General features: G+C 43.7%; 11 protein-coding genes and 4 tRNA genes. 10 read left to right on the top strand and 5 right to left on the bottom strand.

Annotation, left to right across the window (positions count from 1 at the left end):
- The first annotated feature begins 5 nt into the window (after positions 1 to 5).
- From AC59JO_RS01915 to AC59JO_RS01880, 8 genes are all read left to right on the top strand, one after another.
- Positions 6 to 938 carry an ROK family protein gene (locus AC59JO_RS01915; protein WP_497302996.1) on the top strand — a complete coding sequence of 311 codons (933 nt, stop codon included), beginning with the start codon at positions 6 to 8 and terminating at the stop codon, positions 936 to 938.
- A 5-nt stretch (positions 939 to 943) separates the two neighbouring features.
- Positions 944 to 2,176 carry a sugar MFS transporter gene (locus tag AC59JO_RS01910; RefSeq protein ID WP_413668937.1) on the top strand — a complete coding sequence of 411 codons (1,233 nt, stop codon included), beginning with the start codon at positions 944 to 946 and terminating at the stop codon, positions 2,174 to 2,176.
- Positions 2,176 to 4,086, top strand: a complete 1,911-nt coding sequence (locus AC59JO_RS01905; RefSeq protein WP_497302994.1) for an alpha/beta fold hydrolase — start codon at positions 2,176 to 2,178, stop codon at positions 4,084 to 4,086. Before AC59JO_RS01910 ends, AC59JO_RS01905 begins: the two co-directional genes overlap by 1 nt.
- A complete protein-coding gene (locus AC59JO_RS01900) occupies positions 4,083 to 6,023 on the top strand; it encodes a glycoside hydrolase family 127 protein (protein ID WP_497302992.1) in 1,941 nt (646 codons plus the stop codon). Before AC59JO_RS01905 ends, AC59JO_RS01900 begins: the two co-directional genes overlap by 4 nt.
- Positions 6,024 to 6,039: 16 nt before the next feature.
- Entirely contained in the window at positions 6,040 to 7,677 is a 1,638-nt protein-coding gene (locus AC59JO_RS01895) for a glycoside hydrolase family 43 protein (protein WP_497302990.1), read from the top strand.
- A 41-nt stretch (positions 7,678 to 7,718) separates the two neighbouring features.
- Entirely contained in the window at positions 7,719 to 10,571 is a 2,853-nt protein-coding gene (locus AC59JO_RS01890; RefSeq protein ID WP_413668933.1) for an endo-acting ulvan lysase-like protein, read from the top strand.
- A 4-nt stretch (positions 10,572 to 10,575) separates the two neighbouring features.
- Positions 10,576 to 12,231, top strand: a complete 1,656-nt coding sequence (locus tag AC59JO_RS01885; RefSeq protein ID WP_497302987.1) for a hypothetical protein — start codon at positions 10,576 to 10,578, stop codon at positions 12,229 to 12,231.
- Positions 12,232 to 12,571: 340 nt separating this feature from the next.
- Positions 12,572 to 13,831 carry an alginate lyase family protein gene (locus AC59JO_RS01880; RefSeq protein ID WP_413668931.1) on the top strand — a complete coding sequence of 420 codons (1,260 nt, stop codon included), beginning with the start codon at positions 12,572 to 12,574 and terminating at the stop codon, positions 13,829 to 13,831.
- A gap of 109 nt (positions 13,832 to 13,940) precedes the next feature.
- Here the strand turns inward: AC59JO_RS01880 and AC59JO_RS01875 are convergent, their stop codons facing one another.
- The 4 genes from AC59JO_RS01875 to AC59JO_RS01860 form a co-directional block, all read right to left on the bottom strand.
- Positions 13,941 to 14,642: a hypothetical protein gene (locus AC59JO_RS01875; protein WP_497302984.1), complete on the bottom strand. Its 702-nt coding sequence runs from the start codon at positions 14,640 to 14,642 to the stop codon at positions 13,941 to 13,943.
- 238 nt (positions 14,643 to 14,880) lie between these two features.
- Positions 14,881 to 14,953, bottom strand: a tRNA-Lys gene (locus AC59JO_RS01870).
- 87 nt (positions 14,954 to 15,040) lie between these two features.
- Positions 15,041 to 15,113 (bottom strand) — tRNA-Lys (locus tag AC59JO_RS01865).
- 134 nt (positions 15,114 to 15,247) lie between these two features.
- Positions 15,248 to 16,270, bottom strand: coding sequence for a WD40/YVTN/BNR-like repeat-containing protein (locus AC59JO_RS01860; protein WP_413668929.1), 1,023 nt, complete (start codon positions 16,268 to 16,270; stop codon positions 15,248 to 15,250).
- 140 nt (positions 16,271 to 16,410) lie between these two features.
- Between AC59JO_RS01860 and AC59JO_RS01855 the strand changes: the two genes are divergently transcribed.
- Together AC59JO_RS01855 and AC59JO_RS01850 are read left to right on the top strand one after the other, a co-directional pair.
- Positions 16,411 to 16,494: transfer RNA gene (locus AC59JO_RS01855), tRNA-Leu, on the top strand.
- Between the two features lie 92 nt (positions 16,495 to 16,586).
- Positions 16,587 to 16,670, top strand: a tRNA-Leu gene (locus AC59JO_RS01850).
- 20 nt (positions 16,671 to 16,690) lie between these two features.
- Here the strand turns inward: AC59JO_RS01850 and AC59JO_RS01845 are convergent.
- Positions 16,691 to 16,942 carry a hypothetical protein gene (locus tag AC59JO_RS01845; RefSeq protein WP_413668928.1) on the bottom strand — a complete coding sequence of 84 codons (252 nt, stop codon included), beginning with the start codon at positions 16,940 to 16,942 and terminating at the stop codon, positions 16,691 to 16,693.
- Positions 16,943 to 16,952 lie beyond the last annotated feature (10 nt).

Below are 16,952 nucleotides of genomic sequence, written 5' to 3'. Positions count from 1 at the left end.
CATACATGAGCCTAAAGCATAAAAATAATTACGTAATCAGTGCAGATATCGGCGGCACCCATATTACCGCGGCTGTTATCGACCTGGAAAAGAAGATGATCATTGAGGGTACCCGCACCCGGGTAAACGTAGATTCACAGGGAACAGCAACTGAAATACTTGAAAGTTGGTCAGCCGCATTGGTACAGGCTTATGAAAAATTTGGTTCTCCGGTTAAGCAGATTGGCCTGGCAATGCCCGGTCCGTTTGACTATGAAAATGGGATCTCACTAATTAAAGATCTGCATAAATATGAGGCTATTTATGGTTTAAACATTAAGTTATACTTATCTGAAGTGCTTGGGGTAGAAGCTGCAGATATCCTGTTCAGAAATGATGCTGAAGCATTTTTACAGGGAGAAGTAGTAGCAGGAGCAGGTACCGGCTTCCGGAAGGTTATTGGAATTACACTGGGTACCGGGTTTGGGTCAGCCCTGAGTGTTGACGGTATTGTAAATGATTTAAACTTGGGTAGCGAGGTTTATCGAGATAGTATTGCTGATGATTATTTCTCTACAAGGTGGTTTTTGCGGCGATATCATGAAATAACCGGCCTCTCGGCTATAGGAGTGAGCGGGCTAATATTAACGTCCAAACATAGCGCGGTGGTCAGGGGCATATTTGATGAGTTTACGGTTAATCTGTCGTTGTTCCTTAAAGATATTGTTCTGGATGAAAAGCCGGATACGCTTGTTATTGGCGGCAATATTGCAAAGGCATCCGGCATGTTCCTGGATGAACTCACTAACCTGCTAACATCATATGCTGAAAGTTTGAGAATTAAATTAGCAGTGTTAGGAGAAGACGCAGCCCTGATGGGAGCCGCTGCAAGCTTTGATAACAGGTTAGGGCTTGATATTTTATTTAACGCCAATCAACAGGACAATCAATTTCAATAAATAATATGACCAATAAACCAGCTTTTACCGAGAAAAGATTTATCGTAACCTTCGTATTTGTTACCTTGCTGTTCCTTATGTGGGGCTTGCTGCATGCTATGAGCGATGTGCTGAATAAGCATTTTCAAAACGTGCTCAACCTCTCCATATCCCAATCCGGCCTAATACAATTTTCAGTTTTTGGCGCTTATTTTATTATGAGTATCCCGGCAGGTTTGTTCATGAAAAAATACGGCTACAAGTCTGGTGTGATATTAGGTTTACTTTTATTTGCCGGAGGTTTATTTTTATTTGTGCCGGCAGCCAATGCCGCCTCCTTCGCCTTTTTCAGGATGGCACTTTTTATCGTAGGCTGTGGCATGGCAACACTCGAAACGGTGGCACATCCGTTTGCCGCAGCGCTTGGTGACCAGCGTAAAAGCGACCTGCGGTTAAACTTTGCGCAAACGTTTAACGCAGTGGGTACCATCATAGGGCCTACCATTGGCGGCTTTTTCCTGTTGAGCGGAGACACTGTGAAATCAACAGATCTTACCTCAGTTAAAACTTTATATGTAGCTATTGGCATTGTAGTGATATTAATAGCTGTTGTATTTGCGTTTTTGAAGATACCGGCTTTAACAGACCCTCACGCAACCATTGTAGCTGATGATCCGGAAGCCATTAATGTAGATGTAGCCCCTTCAAAAAAGCTATTCCAGCATAGTCACTTTGTATGGGCTTGTGTTGCTCAATTCTTTAATGTAGCTGCACAAGCAGGTACCTGGGCTTATTTTATAAATTATGGCGCAAGTGTAATGCATTTCAGTGATGAAAAAGCCGCTTATTTTATGAGTTTATTTATGGGTATGATGTTGCTTGGCCGTATTGTGGGCACCTCACTCATGACCGTTATTGCCCCCAATAAATTGCTGGCCGTATTTGCCTGCGGGAGCATCTTAATGTGCCTTATAGTTGCACAAAGTTTAGGCTGGACATCATACATCGCCCTGCTGATGATCAACTTCTTTTTCAGCATTATGTTCCCTACTATTTTCAGTTTGGGGATCAAAAACCTGGGCAGTCATACACAGCAGGCTTCATCTTTTATAGCGATGGGGGTTGTAGGCGGCGCGGTATTTCCAATGATCATGGGGCAGATAGCCAACCAAAGCGTAGCCCACGCTTACTACTTGCCGATTATATGCTATGCGGTGATCTTTTTATTCGGCGCCAAATTTTATAAAGTTAAACACTAATGAAATACGCCCGGATAATCATTTTAACCTGCATACTGGCCGCTATAGCCGGAGTTGCATCTGCGCAAGTGAAAACAAAAATGCCTGTTAGGTATGATTTTTCTTACCTCGATAGGAAGATCGGCGGCTGGGTTGATAGTGGTTACTATAAAGGTGCATCTATAATTATTGTTAAGGATGACAAGGTTATCCATCAAAAATATTTTGGAAACTATACCCCTGAAACAGTAGCCTATATAGCATCGGCAGGCAAATGGCTTGCTGCTGCTACTATAGCTGCTGTTGTTGACGATGGCAAATTATCATGGGATGACAAGGTTAAAAAATGGCTGCCCGAATTTAAAGGTCAAAAAGGAGAAGCTACTTTAAGACAACTGTTTTCGCACACAGCCGGCTATCCTGATTATCAGCCGGCCGGCCGACATCCTGATAACTATCAAACCCTAAAAGAGTCGGTAGCTCACATTGTTGATTTACCCGCCGGTACTGCTCCCGCTACTAAATTCAAATACGGCGGCCTTGCCATGCAGGTAGCCGGTCGTATGGCCGAATTAGCTACAGGTAAGGATTGGGAATCGATCTTCCAGGAAAAAATAGCGAAGCCATTGGGGATGCAATTAACCCATTTTACGCCCGTAAGTGATGTTGATGGTCAAAGTCCTATGCTTGGTGGTGGGGCAAGATCGGCACTGGAAGATTATGCCCGTTTCCTGAATATGATCATCCATAACGGGGTATATAAAGGCAAGCGCATCCTGTCTGCAAAAGCCATAAGCGAGATGCAGGCCGACCAGGTTGGGAACGCTAAAATGACCGATCCTTATGTTGAAAACACCCGGGCCTGCGAGCGAAAGGATGTTTACGGTCTTGGCGAATGGCGGGAAGAGGTTGATGCCAAAGGTAATGCCATACTGATCAGCAGCCCGAGCTGGGCGGGGGCTTATCCCTGGATTGATAAAAAGAACCATGTTTATGGCTTTATGCTTGCCCGTGTAGCCGAAATGAAAAACGGTTTCAATTCATTTTTAGGAAGCCCGGTACTGCCGCTGTTGGTAAGAGATGTGCTTGTCCAGGTGAGCATGAGCTGTGTAAAACACGGTTATATCACCACACCGGATGGCGCTAAGCTGTATTATGAAGAAACGGGAAAAGGCGAGCCGCTCATTCTTCTCCACGGGCATTCATTTGACCGTACGGAATGGGACCCGCAGTTTTTTGCGCTCACTAAAAAATACAGGGTGATCCGTTATGACCTTAGAGGATACGGTTGGTCATCGATGCCTTCAGAAAATCAGAAAGCCCTGCATGCCGATGATCTGAAAGCCTTAATGGATCAGTTGCATATAGCAAAAGCGCACGTAGTTGGGTTGTCATTGGGCGGGTTTATTGTTACTGATTTTTTGGCGCTTTACCCCGGTCGCCTGCTTTCGGCCACTGCGGCCAGCGGCGATTTTTTTGATGTTCCCGGCCCCGGTCAACCATGGACAGCCGAAGAGGCCGAAACTCAGCATGAAAAGATCAAAACATGGCAGGTAAAAGGTATCCAGGCCAGTAAGCGAGAGTGGTTTAATAAATTAACCGTACGCAATGGTAAAAACATTAAAAGCTTAAGACAGCCCGTCTGGAACATGATCTATAAATGGGATGCCTGGCAGCCCCAGCATCTTGAGCCCCGATTTTTATTAGGCAATGAGGCGGAAACCCGGTTAAAGGCGCAAAAAATAACCGTTCCGGTAATGGTGCTCACAGGCGATGCTGATGCGGATATTCCCGACAGGTTATTAAAAGTGGTGCCATCGGCTAAACAAATGATCATTCCTCATGCCGGCCATGTCAGCAACCTGGAAAACCCCGATGGTTTCAACGAAAAGCTATTGGCTTTTTTAAATGCAATAGATATAAAAAGATGAAAAGAATTAACAGGTTCGTGGTGATTGGATTGATGTTGTTACCCTTTGGAGCGTTAGCTCAATATGTGGGCCAGCACCAATCTCAAATAAAAGCAGAACCAAAGATTGCCGTTAAAGCATACAGTTTTGATTTACAGGATGTGAAACTGCTTGATAGCCGTTTTAAGGATAATATGGACCGCGAAGGCGAATGGATGCTATCCTTACCAGTAGAGCGGCTGTTGCACAGCTTTAGGGTTAACGCCGGCATGCTCACGGATAAAAAGAGCAGCAAAACCAAAATGCCTACCCCGCTTGGCGGTTGGGAAGCCTTGGATATGGAATTACGTGGTCATAGCATAGGACATTTACTATCTGGCTTATCCTTCCAATATGCTGCTACAGGTAATGCAGCTTTTAAGCAAAAGATCGATAGCCTGGTTGCAGGACTTGCCGAGGTACAGGCTACCCTGAATGAAGACGGCTATTTAAGTGCTTTCCCACAAAATTACATTGACAGGAATATTAAAGGCAAAAGCGTTTGGGCCCCATGGTACACCCTGCATAAAATAGTGGCCGGTTTAATTGATGCTTACTGGTACTCGGGCAATACCCAGGCGCTTGATGTGGTAAATAAAATGGCTTCATGGGCTTACAAAAAAATAACGCCACTGAGTGGAGATCAGCTGGCCCTGATGCTCAGGAATGAGTTTGGCGGCATGAACGAAGCCTGGTATAACCTATATTCCATCACCGGTAACCCGGAACATAAAAAACTTGGCGATTTGTTTTATCACCACGCCGTGCTTGATCCTTTGGCAGCAGGCGAGGACAAACTCAACAAGATGCACGCCAATACCGTTATTCCCAAAATCACGGGTGAGGCCCGTGCTTATGAGTTAACAGGAGATGTCAGGGATAAAGCGATCGTAAGCAATTTCTGGGATAATGTGATCCGTAATCAAACCTATGTCATCGGCAGTAACAGCGATAAGGAACACTTTATCGAACCTGGCAAGATCTCAAAATTCATAACCGGCTACACCGGCGAAACCTGTAATACCTACAATATGCTCAAGGTAACACGCCACCTTTTTACATGGGATGCCGACGTAAAATATGCCGATTATTATGAGCGGGCTTTATACAATCATATTTTGGGGCAGCAGGATCCCAAAACTGGTATGGTATGTTACTTTACGCCATTAAAAGCCGGGGCCTTCCGGCTGTACAGTACCCGCGATAGTTCGTTTTGGTGCTGTGTAGGCTCGGGGTTTGAGAGCCAATCGAAGTATGGCGAAGCTATTTATTACCATAACGATCAGGGTGTTTATGTCAACCTGTTAATTCCATCGGTATTAACCTGGAAAGCTAAAGGTTTGAAATTAAGACAGGAAACCGCTTATCCCGAAGAGGCGACTACCCGGCTTATTATCGATTCCGCAAATGCAGAAGGCTTATCGCTTTATATTCGTTACCCGGGTTGGGCCCGTAGTGGCGCGATAGTGAAAATAAATGGTAAAAGCGTCAAAGTTAACCAGGTGTCGGAAAGCTATATCACCCTGAACCGCAAATGGAGAACCGGCGACAAGGTTGAAGTAACCTATCCAATGACGTTGCGCCTGGAACCAACGCCGGATAATCCTAAAGTTGCCGCTGTAATGTATGGGCCGGTAGTACTGGCAGGTGAAATGGGTACCGAAGCAATGCCAGCCCATGCACCATATCATGACGCAACCGATCCTTACCAGTATTACGATTATGATTATAACATCCCGGATAATATGGTTCGTTCTTTAAAAATTAATGAGGAGAACGTTGCTGAGGCTTTAAAACCAGTTAAAGGGGAGCCTCTGACTTTTAAAACTACCAATACTATAAATGGAACGCCGGTTACATTGGAACCCTACTATAACCTGCACCGCCAGCGCTATGTAGTTTACTGGGATTTAAATTGATATGAATAGCTTAACAATGTATAAAAGAAGTTTTATAAAAAGCTTAATAACGGGATTCATCCTGGTTATGGGTACTGGTCGGGGCTTCACGCAAATATCGAAAGTTTGGGTGGCCGATAAAGGCAATGGCACTTATCAAAACCCCATTATCCATGCCGATTATTCTGACCCTGATGCTATCCGCGTAGGTAATGATTATTACATGGTGGCATCCAGCTTTAATTGTATGCCGGGGTTGCCAATTCTGCATTCTAAGGACCTGGTAAACTGGCAGCTGATCAATTATGCCTTAAAAAAGCAGGAGCCTGCAGCGGTTTACGATTTGCCTCAACACGGAAAAGGGGTTTGGGCCCCTTGCATCCGTTATCATAATAATGAGTTTTATATCTATTATCCTGATCCCGATTACGGTATTTACATGGTTAAAACCAGGAATCCTGCAGGGGATTGGGAAAAACCGGTGTTGGTATTGCCGGGTAAAGGGATTATTGATCCGGCTCCTTTTTGGGGCGATGACGGCAAAGCTTATTTAGCTGTTGCCTGGGCTGGCAGCCGTGCCGGTGTTAACAGTCTCATCACCATTTTTAAGATGGATGCAAGTGGAACAGCAGTTACCGATGAAGGAACACATGTTTATGACGGACACGGAAAAAATCATACCATAGAAGGTCCCAAGTTTTATAAACGAAATGGCTATTACTACATTTTTGCCCCGGCAGGGGGAGTAGCTACCGGCTGGCAATTAATACTACGTTCTAAAAATATTTATGGACCTTACGAAGAAAAGGTAGTAATGGACCAGGGCAAAACCAATGTGAACGGCCCGCACCAGGGTGCGCTGGTGGAAACCCAAACAGGTGAGCCCTGGTTTATTCATTTCCAGGACAAAGGTGTTTACGGCCGGGTAGTTCATTTACAACCGATGAAATGGGTGAACGACTGGCCGGTGATTGGTAATGACCCGGATCAGGATGGTAAGGGAGAACCTGTACTTACCTATAAAAAGCCAAATATAGGTGCGGTGTATCCTATCCAGACACCTGCCGAAAGCGATGAATTTAACAGTGATAAAACCGGTTTGCAGTGGCAATGGCATGCTAATTCTAAAATTCAATGGAGTGCCCAGATCAAAGGATCAGGCTATTTACGGTTGTTTGCTTATCCGCAGGATAAAAATGCGATTAACCTTTGGAATACTCCTAACCTGTTACTGCAAAAACTGCCTGCCCCCGAATTTACAGTAACGACAAAGGTAAGATACCAGGTTGAGTGGGAGACAGGACAGGGAAAAAAAGCAGGTTTACTAATGATGGGCAATGATTATGCCTACCTCTCCATATCAAAAGATGATCAGGGATATAAGTTAAACACAGTGGTTTGTAAAAACGCCATGGACGGTACAACGGAGGAAGTGACTGATGAGAAACGTATCAAAAGTGCTGAGGCATATCTGTGCATCAAAGTAAGCGCTCCCGATGCCCGGTGTGTTTTCAGTTACAGCGAGGATGGGATAAATTTTACCACTATAGGAAAAGAGTTTGCTGCCAAACCTGATAAATGGATAGGTGCTAAAGTAGGCTTGTTTTGTATCAGCGCCGCTGATGTACGTATGGGTGGTTATGCGGATTTCGATTGGTTCAGGGTAGATAAATAGCATATTATTTTATAAAGAAAGAAGAGTAAATGATGATCATCATGATTAAAAGATATTTACGGAGACAAAACACGGCGACCAAACTTGCCTTGTCTGGTTTGTCGTTATGGTTACTTGCAATTACACCTGTGAATGCGCAACAGATAGATATTTCCGGTGTGAATATAAAAGGCCATCCCCGCTTGCTTGCAGATGAAAATACCGGCAGGGATAAACTTAATACACTTATAAAAAAGGAAGATTGGGCAGCGCAAACTTTCGACAGGATCAGGACTGATGTGGATGCATATGTTTCCCGCTGTCAGGTAGATAGCTCCTGGATGGTATCGCGGTTACAAATGTACTGGAAGCAGCATTATACTGATGTGTTTATTAAAAACGGCATCTATGCCTACGCAACCGGTCGTGCGCCTGTGCCCACTGTCAGGTTTACCGGAACGCGGGATGTTGCTACCCAATATATGCGTCCAAAACTTGAAGATATCAAGCCTTACATGGATGAAGATGGAAAATTGTACCTGCAAAACGGAACGGTACCGGGCAAGCCATGGGAGTGGGTAGAGCAGTCAAAAACAGGGAGGATCGTCGAATCTATCAATATCGAGATCATTGAAAAGGCCCGGAACGCCGCAATGCTTTACTGGTTTACCGGCGATGAAAAATATGCCGCTTTTTCTTATTCCATCCTGGATCCATATATCACAGGCATGGGGTACCGGAACGAACCGGTTGACCTTAACCATGGTCATGATCAAACGCTGGTTGGTTTATCCGCTTTTGAAGTGATCCACGAAGATGTGCTGGAACCTTTAACCGCCGGCTACGATTTCCTTTTCCCATATATCAAAAAACATCACCCCGAAAAATTACAGACGTATGCCGTTACCTTTAAGAAATGGGCCGATCTCATCATCAAAAATGGTGTGCCTTTTAATAACTGGGATTTAATAGAAGCCAAGTTTGTAGCAGATATCGCCATCATTCTTGAAAATGACAGCTATTATGCCGATAAAAAAGGATGCCAATACTACCTTGACCAGATCCTGAATAAGACCTATACACGCCAGTGGAGTTTGACCACATTACTTAAAGGTTATGACCCGGTAACTGCCATCTGGGGTGAGTGCCCCGGCTATTCTCAGAATGTGATAGCTGATTTTACGGGTTTTGTGAACCTGTTTGACCGTACGCTGCATACCGACCTCCTTAAACAAATACCGATATTACCCAAAGCGGTGCTGGCTTATGCGCAATACCTTTACCCTAATGGTTATATTGTAGGATTTGGTGATACTCATTACGGCAGGCTCCGAACGGATGCCATATCCGATCTGGTCCGTAACGCCCGCGTAAACAACAAGCAGGCCCAGGAGGCTATTTACAGCCGGATGCTAAAAACGATCAACACTCTGGGACAGCAGGACGGCCCTGAAACAGCTATACGCCAAACAGGTTTCAATGCGCTTTTTGGTACCCCGCCTATTACCGTTCCTGATACAGTTAAGGTAGGATCACCAGGCGATTACATGACTGCAACATTCTGGTCGCCCAACGTAAGCTGGATGGTACAACGGAATGGGTTGGACATAAACACAGGGCTGATGATTTCTCAAGTCGGTTCCAGCGGTAACCATATGCATGCAAACGGCATTGCCATGGAGCTTTACGGCAGGGGAATAGTGCTTGCGCCGGAAGGTGGCATTGGCGGGAGTTATTTTCAGACCGACTATGCCGAATACTACTCACAGTTTCCGGCGCATAATACTGTGGTGGTTGATGGCATTTCATCGTACCCGGTTATGAAAAGTAATCATCCCTTAAAACTCAACGCCCTTTACCCACAATCTGCCCAAAAGGCTGGGTATTTTAAAGGCATTACCTTTTCAGATGTTTCATTTTTGGAACCTGAAACTAACGCAGATCAGAACAGGCTGATGAGTATTATTCGTACCGGTGATTCGACGGGGTATTATGTAGATATCTTCAGGTCGAGGCGTAAAGATGGTAAGGACAAGTCGCATGATTATATCTACCATAACCTCGGGCAGCAGGTAATTTTATCTGATAACGACAACAAACCGCTGGAAATCCGGCCAACAGAGAAACTTACGTTCGCTAATACGGAACTGGTGGGCTATGACTATTTCTACGATAAAAAATCAACCCATACTGACCATGATTTTAAAGCCCGTTTCAGTTTAAGCATCCCCGGCAGGGAAGCCATATTGATGAATATGTGGATGAAAGGCTATGCCGGCAGGGAAGTATTCAGTGTAAAAGCACCGCCATCAAAAGCATGGCGTAAAAATGAAATGATACCGGATAGTATTGCCAACATGCCATTACCTACGGTTGTTGTACGCCAAACTGGCGAGGCATGGAGCAAGCCATTTGCCGCCATCTACGAGCCATCAGGAGCTGCAAATAACGGAACATCTATTAAAAGCATTGGTTCGTTTGGTAATGAGCCCGGATTTACCGGTTTAATTGTCAATAATAAATCAGGGCGAAACGATTACATATTTGCACATGCCGAAGCCCGGCAGGTTGGTTTTGAAGATGTGCAGTTTAAGGGTTTATATGGAGTGATTAGCGTTAACGGTAATAAGCTGGTTCGTCTTTTTTTAGGTAGAGGCATAAGTATAGCTAAAAACGGTTATGGTTTAACATCTTCACAACCGGCATCAGCCGCATTGTGGTTAGAGCAAGGCAAATTGCATTTTACCGCCGATCACCCGGTGAAGCTTTATCTGCCTGCTAATCTATTGTCTGTGCAACATAGCATTATTCTGAGGAACATAACGATAAAAGGCGAATTGGTAAATCAAAACGGCAACAAACAGTGGTGTTTTAATATGCCTGTAAGTACTGATGCTGAAATTGTATTGAATTAAGATTATGAAAAAAAGGAATGACCGTTGTGCTGCTCTTTTGACTGCTTTCATGTTTTTGGCAAGGCCATTTGCTCATGCCGCGGTATGGCAATGGTCGGTGCCTGTTAAACAGGTAGGGGTTAATAAAGATCCTTCAAGGGCTTTTTTATGGATAGCGCCAAACTGTAAACAAGTGAAGACCGTCATATTCGCTCAAAACAATATGGAAGAGCAATCCATACTGGAAGACCCCGAATTCAGGACGAAAATGGGGGAATTGGGTGTTGCAGAGATCTGGGTTAGCCCGGCTTTCAATCTTAAATTTTTATTTAATGAAGGTGCCGGCGATCAGTTTAATACATTGATTAATGACCTGGCTGATATTTCGGGTTACAACGAACTAAAAACGGCGGCGGTGATCCCTATGGGGCATTCAGCAGCGGCAAGTGCACCTTATTATTTCGGCGCCTGGAACCCCTCGCGTACGCTGGCTTGTATCTCGGTAAGTGGGCAATGGCCCTACGTAAGAAATGTTTTTGCCCCGGATATTTGGAGTAAGGATCAGACCCTGGATTATATCCCTTGCCTGGAAACGATGGGTGAATACGAAGCTGCCAATACCTGGAGCGATGAAGGGTTGAAAGAGCGGCAGAAACATCCGCTGCTGCCGCTGAGTATGCTGTCAAGCCCGGCCCAGGGGCATTTCGCTGCTACCCGGGAAAAGATAGGTTACCTTGCCTTTTATATTAAAAAGGCCATGCAATACCGCTTACCCCAAAATGTACCAACGGGCATTGCGCCGAAATTGATCGACATCGATCCGACAAAAACGGGTTGGCTGGTTGATAAATGGCGCTATAATGAACCGCCGGCTGCCAATGCCGCGCCCATAGGTAGTTATAAAGATGATGTTTCGAAGGCATTTTGGTATTTTGATGAGGAAACGGCCAAGGTAACTATAGCATACCAGGCAAAACATCGCAATCAAAAACCACAGTTGATAGGATATGTGCAACATGGGCAAATGGTTGAACAGCACAATACGCATCAGCAGGTAAACCTGAAGTTTGAGCCTGCGGAAGATGGAATTACGTTTACACTTCATGCTGCTTTTTATGATACAGTGCCGGGGGGAAGCCCTCGCCTACCTGTTTGGTCTGATAGGCCAGTTGGTTCTTCTATAGGGCACGCCGTTGAAAGTACTCCTATTACTATCAATCGGATCATCGGCCCGGTCATCAAGTTAAATGATTCAACGTTCAGGCTAAATCCGCAAGCTGGTTATTGGGACAATCCGCATAGTTATGAATTATGGTTTGCTGCTACTCATCCAGGCAATGCTGAATATAAACCTGCGGTGCAGCAATCGCTGATGATTGTACCTCCTCGCAACGCAGTAGGAAAGGAGCAGCATATTACATTTTTGCCAATCTCTAACCAAAAGCAATATGCGAAAGGAATAAAATTGGATGCCCGATCAGATGCGCATGTACCGGTAGGTTTTTATGTATTGGAAGGGCCCGCAGAGTTATCGGGCGGTATGTTAAATATTACGGACATTCCGCCACGAAGCCGTTTCCCCGTAAAAGTTACGGTAGTGGCATGGCAATATGGTAATAGCCATGAGCCAAAACTGCAAACTGCTATGCCCATAGAACAATCCTTTTTTATCGAAAAATAGTTGAAGCAATTAAAATATTAATCATGATTATGCTTTTTATAACAAATTCAATATGTATCACTTAAACCCAAAGCTAATGAAATAAATTAAAATCACTTCAACCTCAATAATTGATTCGGGGAAGGATCAATTATGCTTCTGTGCGGTATAAAACCTCTTGTTATACCCTGAAAACTGATTGCCAATTATCAGTTAAAATCAATGCTTAATAAAAATGTTTGACAGGCTGAATCGGCGTGACAGGTGATCTATTGCCTTGAGCGAAGGAAAATGCCGCTGAATAATTGCTCAGGACTTAAATCTTACTAATTACATTTTACCAACTTAAAATTAAAAAATTATGAGAAAAGCTTTGTTTTATGCATGTATCGTTATGCTTGCCGCGTTTACCGGTTGCTCTAAAGAAAAAAAAGCTCTTATATCAACTAATACAGCTGATGAGTCTAAAAATAGTAACGTAAAAACATCGACGATTGATTTCATACATCCCGGAACGGTGCTCACTAAACCACAAATGCAATATGCTTATGCCCAGGCCATGGCTAATGTGGAGCCTTACAAAACAACCTTCGCTAACTTTCAAAGCAATTATGCCACATTTTTATCCAGCAGCTATGCACCGCACGCACACGCTCAGGTAGGCCGTAATTTATATAAAAGTGACTACGAAAATGATGCGATGGCTATGTTTGTAAACGGCGTTATGTGGAATATGACCGGACAAACCCAGTATGCAGACAAGGTTATTCAATTACTTGACGCATGGGCCTCAACCTGTACATCTATTCAATATCCCGATAACGACTGGCAATTATGTAATGGCTACGGATTGCATTTTATGATTTATGGAGCAGACATGGTTTACAATTATTCCGGTCTTACTTCAACTAAAAAGACCAACTATAAAAACCTGTTCAAGATATTTTATAACTATTATGCAGCTTACGCTGCTACCTATAGCAAAACAGCGCCCTTTGTAGTAGCCGGCTGGCCATCATGGGGATCAAGTGCAGGTAAATTTATTATGGCATACGGTATCTTCTGCGAAAGCCAGACGGCATATAACCTTTCACTTGAATACTTTAACAGAACCGCTGCTAATGGCGCCGATAATGGCACCAACGTAACGGCATTTTTGTCAACAGGGCAGCCTGTTGAGGGAGGGCGTGACCAATACTATACCCAATTGTGTTTGGCCAGTTTCCTGGAATGGGCCCAGATGGCCTATAATCAGGGTGACAAATCACTTTATGACGCCCGTAGCGGGGTGATTGGCAAGGCCATGGAATATACAGCCAAGTATAACCTTGGAAACAGCGTAACCTGGGATCCTGTAACCCCGGCCACGCCGATATGGCAGGTTACGCCTCCAATTGCTGCTATTTCATCATCTAACCGTGGTAATTACCGGCCTATCTGGTATATGGCCTATAACTATTATCACCGATACAGAGGGTTGAGCATGCCTTATACCGAGCAGGTAATGGCAAGCCATGTAAATGAAGGCGCTACAGCTACAATTACCGACGAAGTTGGGTGGGGTAGTTTGTTTTATTGTAATACTTCGCAAACTGTTGTTACTCCGTCATACACCTGGTAAATTTTTTATAAAAAGGAAGCTGTCTCCAAAAGACAGCCTCCTTTTTGCTATATAGTGTGTCCATCAGGACAAAACCCGAGCCATTTAACAGAAGATTAAAGTTGTATGATCAGGGATGCCGTTGGTCTTTTGCCTTTTTGTAAGTGGCCAGGGAACTATCCAAAGGTTGACCTTTTTTGTAAATGCAATCGCAGAAAACCTGGCAGGCTTTCGGGTTTTTACTGGAAGGGCATTGATTGCGACATTCGGCTTCCTCATTGCCCGGCGTGATCTCGTATAAGTAAAAAGTACCGCCAATAATGAAGGCGAGAATGGTAAAGACTCCGCCGAAAAAATATAGGCGGAATCGTCCGGTACTAGCCGTTCGTTCAAAAGAGGGAGCGGGAGACTGCTTAATTGGCAATAAGCTTTTTAGCCTGTCATAATCCCAGATCAATAGGTAGATAAAGCCCAATAGCATCATGGTGATGAGTCGGGTACCGTCAAAACGTGTGGCATAGGTCAGTACGGTGATATTAATGATCAGTGGAAAATACATAATGGCACCGAGCAGTGCGGTACGCGGGATTAATAATAAGACAGCTATAACGATTTGCGTAATGCCAATGAAGGTATAATAATAGCCGGTCTGGAGTAAGGCATCAAAGTAATGCCCCAAAGGGTTGTTGTGCGGCAGACCTTCAGCGAAACGCTGACCCATGATTTTGACAAAGCCGGTTGGCAAGAAACTCGCGGCGAGGGTTACGCGGCAGAAAATAGCGAAGCGCCGGAACCATGGGTCGGCTTTGGCTTGGTCGTAGAGCATTCTCATATTAGTAAAATTTCTTTGAGATATTTTCAAACATAAAGCTAATTAATAACTTTTAAATTCAAAGTACTTTTAAAGTATTAACCAAAAACTTTTTTGTTTTAACTGGCGAACTATTGTCTTTATACGAAACGGATAATTGTATTAATTGAGTGCTTTTTGCAATTGAGAGTTCGTAATGGATTGGAAACATGGGGCTGTGTAATAAAAAAGACGACCAAATTTGATCGTCTTTTTTAAGTGATCCCGCTGGGACTCGAACCCAGGACCCCAACATTAAAAGTGTTATGCTCTACCGGCTGAGCTACGGAATCATTCTTTAAATTTTTCGCTTTATTAAGGCGAAGCCGTTTAAAGGCAGCTTTGTTTTTAAATAAAAAAGCCTCTTTTCAAAGGCTTTGTGATCCCGCTGGGACTCGAACCCAGGACCCCAACATTAAAAGTGTTATGCTCTACCGGCTGAGCTACGGAATCATACTTTTCAACTTCTTTGGTTCGGTTAACCGTTTCCGTTTAAAGTGGTGCAAATATAGGGTTCTTAATTATTCCCTGCAAGCTATTTTTTAAATTAATGTAAAGCTTTTTTTAAGATATTAAAAACCAGTAAACTATAAATTCAAGATAGCTATTTTACCGCCGTTCCCCGCCAATAATACGAGTTTTCCGTGCTTGGCTTTGCGGCAAACGTTGAAACTTGTACTGTCAATTTGCTTCCACGTCTTGCCTCCATCGGTAGTAAGATTGCTTCCAGGGGTACCGGTTGAAAGGAATATTCCAGATTTTATATGTTCAACACTGGATTGAAAACCTGCAGGGGCTGTCTGCGGCGGCGTAAAAGTGGGAGTGGGGTGAACTATATGGATAGTGGCTACGGAATCGTTTTTTTTGTCGTTAGCATAGTCGCCTCCAACAATAATTGCCTGGTTTTGTACTATTGATAAGGAAAAAGCCCCTTCGCTACTTCGCCCGTGCGTCAGTGGCAGGTTTAAATACTGCCATTGATCATTATTTGGCTGTAAGGAAATAAGCCTTGTACTTTTACCTCCCGAGGCGATATAGATTGAGCCTTTATTTGTTACCCTAAGGCAGGTGCCGCTTGCTGCAAAAGCAGCCTCACCGGCTAAAGCTTCTGGCGCATTTTGCAACTCGTTCCATGTTTCGCCACCATCTTTAGTTTCCAATAGTAAGAATTTACTATTAATAGGATCACCTAAAATATAACCGTGAGGTTTATCGGCGAAATCCATGGCATCTAAAAAATAAGTAGTATCTGTTTTTCGATATTTTTCCTGCCAGGTTTGTCCCCCGTCTGATGTTTTTAAGACAAAGGAGGGCGAGCCCGAACTCATGATCACCGCCTCTTTATCATTGAAAGCTTCAATATCCCGGAAGTCGGATTTTTCGTAGCCTTTTATTTGCTGCCAGTTCCAGGTTTTGCCGCCATCGGTTGTTTTAGCAATATATCCTTTACTGCCACTTATCCATGCTATTTTATCGTCAACTACCGATAAGCCACGGATACTTGTTGGCTTGTCTTGTTGTAAAATGGTAATGGTTTGTGCTTTTAAAACGTAAATAGGTAGTAAAAAATATAGTACTGTACTTAAAATAAAAATGTGGTTTGGCTTCATTTAATTTGATATGAATTATTTTATGAAACCTAAGTTAGAGGTTCACAGGACTTTAAGCAACATAATACTCATTTTTTAATTTATTGAGTTGCAATTTGCCGGAAACGATTATATTTGCACGCTTGTTAATAAAACGATAAGCCCGGATGGCGAAATTGGTAAACGTTGCGGTCTCAGAAGCCGTTGAGAATTGTCTCTTGAGAGTTCGAGTCTCTCTTCGGGCACGCCTTTTTTAAGATATGAGAATTGAGATGTGAGAATTGAGAAATTTTCGCATCTCATGTCTCCAATCTCATATCTCAATTCTTCTTAAAAGGCCCAGGTGGCGAAATTGGTAGACGCACCATCTTGAGGGGGTGGCATTCGTAAGGATGTACGAGTTCGAATCTCGTTCTGGGCACAACTCTTAAACAATTGCATTTAAGATTTCTTTTCCTCTTTTAATTCCTGAACCTCCTGTTGCAGCACATTGACTGTCCCTTCAAGGACTTTTAACCTGATTTCGTTGATCCTGCTTTGTGTTTCCTGTGAGGAGCGGATATCTTTAATATCACCTTTCAATTGGAAATAGCCTGTCATTACAGAAACAACAATACTTATGGTGCTGGCTATAGTAACTATCATATTCTTGATGGTGATGCCTCTGATCTCTCTGTGTTCGAATGTTGTCATGATGTAGAAA

The organism is Mucilaginibacter sp. A5337 (assembly GCF_059690695.1).
The sequence above is the reverse complement of the archived record's forward strand: the minus strand, read 5'-3'. Positions and strand labels throughout refer to the sequence as shown.

Excerpts from the sequence above, each read along its gene's own strand:
- AC59JO_RS01905 (WP_497302994.1), top strand. The coding sequence starts at position 2,176 with ATGAAATACGCCCGGATAATCATTTTAACCTGCATACTGGCCGCTATA.
- AC59JO_RS01895 (WP_497302990.1), top strand. The coding sequence starts at position 6,040 with ATGTATAAAAGAAGTTTTATAAAAAGCTTAATAACGGGATTCATCCTG.
- AC59JO_RS01890 (WP_413668933.1), top strand. The coding sequence starts at position 7,719 with ATGATTAAAAGATATTTACGGAGACAAAACACGGCGACCAAACTTGCC.
- AC59JO_RS01880 (WP_413668931.1), top strand. The coding sequence starts at position 12,572 with ATGAGAAAAGCTTTGTTTTATGCATGTATCGTTATGCTTGCCGCGTTT.
- AC59JO_RS01885 (WP_497302987.1), top strand. The coding sequence starts at position 10,576 with ATGAAAAAAAGGAATGACCGTTGTGCTGCTCTTTTGACTGCTTTCATG.
- AC59JO_RS01845 (WP_413668928.1), bottom strand. The coding sequence starts at position 16,942 with ATGACAACATTCGAACACAGAGAGATCAGAGGCATCACCATCAAGAAT.
- AC59JO_RS01875 (WP_497302984.1), bottom strand. The coding sequence starts at position 14,642 with ATGAGAATGCTCTACGACCAAGCCAAAGCCGACCCATGGTTCCGGCGC.
- AC59JO_RS01860 (WP_413668929.1), bottom strand. The coding sequence starts at position 16,270 with ATGAAGCCAAACCACATTTTTATTTTAAGTACAGTACTATATTTTTTA.
- AC59JO_RS01915 (WP_497302996.1), top strand. The coding sequence starts at position 6 with ATGAGCCTAAAGCATAAAAATAATTACGTAATCAGTGCAGATATCGGC.
- AC59JO_RS01910 (WP_413668937.1), top strand. The coding sequence starts at position 944 with ATGACCAATAAACCAGCTTTTACCGAGAAAAGATTTATCGTAACCTTC.
- AC59JO_RS01900 (WP_497302992.1), top strand. The coding sequence starts at position 4,083 with ATGAAAAGAATTAACAGGTTCGTGGTGATTGGATTGATGTTGTTACCC.